Genomic DNA, 2,795 nt, shown 5'->3' on the forward strand with positions numbered 1-2,795 from the left:
AAATTCATCCATTATAATAAACAGTAATGGAGTGAAAATTAATATGAGTAGAAATTGTGAATTGGTTATAGTAGACGGTAGAAATAACGAAAAATTTAGAAGCAAAGTTCCTTATGGTGCTAAAATTTTATTCGAAGCTAAATCAAAAGTAAGATCTGGCGATAAAATAGCTGAATGGGATCCATTTACATTACCTATAATGACTGAAGTAGAAGGATATGTTTCTTTTGTTGATCTAAAAGATTCCATATCAGTAAAAGAAGTACAAGATGATATAACTGGAATAATTAATAAAGTTGTTATTGATGGAAAACAAAGTAATAAAAAATCTAATTTAAGACCTAGAATATTAATTAAAGATAAAGATGGAAATCCTATAAAATTAAACAACGGCTTAGAAGCTAAATACTTTTTACCAGTCAATGCTATTATCAATGTATCAGATAATCAAAAAGTAGAAATAGGAGATGTTATATCAAGAATGCCAAAAGAATCTTCAAAAAGCAGGGATATAACAGGTGGACTACCAAGAGTTGTTGAATTATTTGAAGCACGTCAACCTAAAGAAACAGCTATATTAAGTGAAGTTGATGGATATATTGAATATGGCCAAGATTATAAATTTAAAAGAAGATTAATAGTAAAATCAAAGTATGGTAAAGATACAGCAGAATATTTGATACCAAGGGGTAAACATATATCTGTAAATGAAGGTGATTATGTTATGAAAGGTGAGATGCTACTTGATGGTGATCCTTCGCCACATGATATTTTACGCATACTTGGAAAAGAAGAATTTGCTAATTACATGATTAATGAGGTTCAGCAAGTTTACAAATTACAAGGAGTAAAAATTAATAACAAACATATTGAAGTAATTTTAAGACAAATGCTGAAAAAAGTAGAAATCACTGAACCTGGAGAAACAACTTTTATCACAGGTGAACAAGTAGATATTACATATTTTGAAAAAATTAATAAAAAAGCTATAAAAGAGAAATATAAACCTGCACAAGCAATAGGGGTTTTACAAGGTATAACGAAAGCATCTCTTCAAACAAATTCATTTTTATCTGCAGCTTCGTTCCAAGAAACAATAAAAGTACTAACTGAGGCTGCGGTTTCAGGTAAATCAGATCATCTTGAAGGTTTGAAAGAAAATGTCATTGTTGGAAGATTAATTCCAGCTGGAACAGGTTTTTATATGGATAAGTTAAAGGAACGCTATAGTGAAGTTAAGTCTAGCTAAATTTATAAGAAAATTATATTCATTATAAAGATATAGTTGTTAGTTATTGACTTTTTCAATATTATAATTACTTTACAATTAATGTGTCCTTAGCTCAGCTGGACAGAGCAACAGCCTTCTAAGCTGTGGGTCGGGGGTTCGAATCCTCCAGGACACACCATTTTAACATATTATTATGTTTCTTTACGAAAAAAATATACTTAAGAATTTATTTTTTCCTTTTATCATTATAACTTTTACAATTGTTGGGATTGCTTGGATTGTTCAATCCATTAGGTATTTAGAACTAATTTTAAGTCAGGGAGCTAGAATTTTAGATTTTTTAAATTTAACCTTATGCTTATTACCATTATTAATCTTTATAATAATACCTATATCACTAACATTAACAGTTTATTATGTTTATAATAAACTATTGTTAGATAGAGAAATTATTATATTGTATTCATTAGGAGTTACTAGAATAAATATTATTAAGCCATTTATATATTTTTCTATTATTGTTACTATAATTCATTTATTAATTTCTTATTATTTAATACCAATTAGTTCTCAAAAATTTAAAAATTTAAAATTTGATATTAATCAAAACTCAATTTCAAACTTAATTCAATTTAATACTTTTATATCAAAAGTTAATAATTTAACTATATATATAGAAAAAAAAGAAGGTAATAATTTATTAAAAAATATTTTGATTAATGATTCAAAAAACCCAAACAAAGAAATCACTTATATTGCTAATTCAGGTCGATTTTATTCAAATAATAATATTTATAAAATGATCCTTTATAACGGAATTAAAATAGAATTTCAAAATATTAAAGATACTTATATAATGGTAAAATTTTCAGAATTTATTATAGATTTAAATCAACATGAAAAACCTAATAATAAATTAATTGACGATAGTTATGAATTAAATTTTATTGAGTTATTAAAATCAGATACTATACCAAAAAATAAAATTCAAAAATTTAGAACACAGGGTCATTTCAGAATAATTTGGCCTGTAACATCTTTGTCCATTATTATTATTCTTTATTTTATAACACTAAAAGAGGAAAGTAGAATACAAAATTATAAGATAAATTTTTATGCATTCTTTTCCTTTTTAATTATTATAGGTTTTAACTTATCATTTTATATATTTAGTCAAATTAGCTATAAATACTATCCTTTAGTATATTTATTTAATCTTTTATTACCTCTTATTTTTCTTTATAGGTTATATAAATCAGCTCCATCAAAAAATATATTAAATATATTTAAATACCCCAATGAAAAACACGACATTAAATAATTACGAGAATGTAAGCGCTAAAATAAGGGCATCTAGGCAAGAATAAAAATAAGTGGTAGAACAAAAGCCTAAAAAAATAGAGGCTAATGATGCTATTAGAAAAAAAGAAAAAAAGAATAAGTAATGAAAAATGGAAAGAGCTAGTAGAAGAATATAAAAAAAGTAATGTAAGTAAATATGAATTTTGTAAGCAAAAGAATGTGCCGAGAAGTACATTTTATAAATGGCACAGAATTCTTGTAG

General features: G+C 25.2%; 2 protein-coding genes, 1 tRNA gene and 1 pseudogene. All 4 read left to right on the top strand.

Features of this window, described 5'->3' with window-relative positions; genetic code table 11:
• Nucleotides 1-1,249 (top strand): annotated as a pseudogene (locus tag EIC27_RS06585) (DNA-directed RNA polymerase subunit beta'); the annotation flags it as partial.
• Between the two features lie 83 nt (nt 1,250-1,332).
• Nucleotides 1,333-1,409: transfer RNA gene (locus EIC27_RS06590), tRNA-Arg, on the top strand.
• Nucleotides 1,410-1,424: 15 nt separating this feature from the next.
• The gene (locus tag EIC27_RS06595) at nt 1,425-2,552 is read left to right on the top strand and encodes an LptF/LptG family permease (protein WP_126045260.1); all 1,128 of its coding nucleotides are present in this window, start codon (nt 1,425-1,427) and stop codon (nt 2,550-2,552) included.
• Between the two features lie 89 nt (nt 2,553-2,641).
• Nucleotides 2,642-2,795: IS66 family insertion sequence element accessory protein TnpA (tnpA, locus tag EIC27_RS08490; RefSeq protein WP_410519450.1), on the top strand; the 154-nt coding region annotated here is incomplete at its 3' end.

The sequence above is a fragment of the Candidatus Aquarickettsia rohweri genome (genome assembly GCF_003953955.1).
Classification (GTDB): Bacteria; Pseudomonadota; Alphaproteobacteria; order Rickettsiales; family Midichloriaceae; genus Aquirickettsia; species Aquirickettsia rohweri.

What these genes read in the sequence shown, in the direction of transcription:
- EIC27_RS06595 (WP_126045260.1), top strand. Translation starts at nt 1,425, where the DNA reads ATGTTTCTTTACGAAAAAAATATACTTAAGAATTTATTTTTTCCTTTT.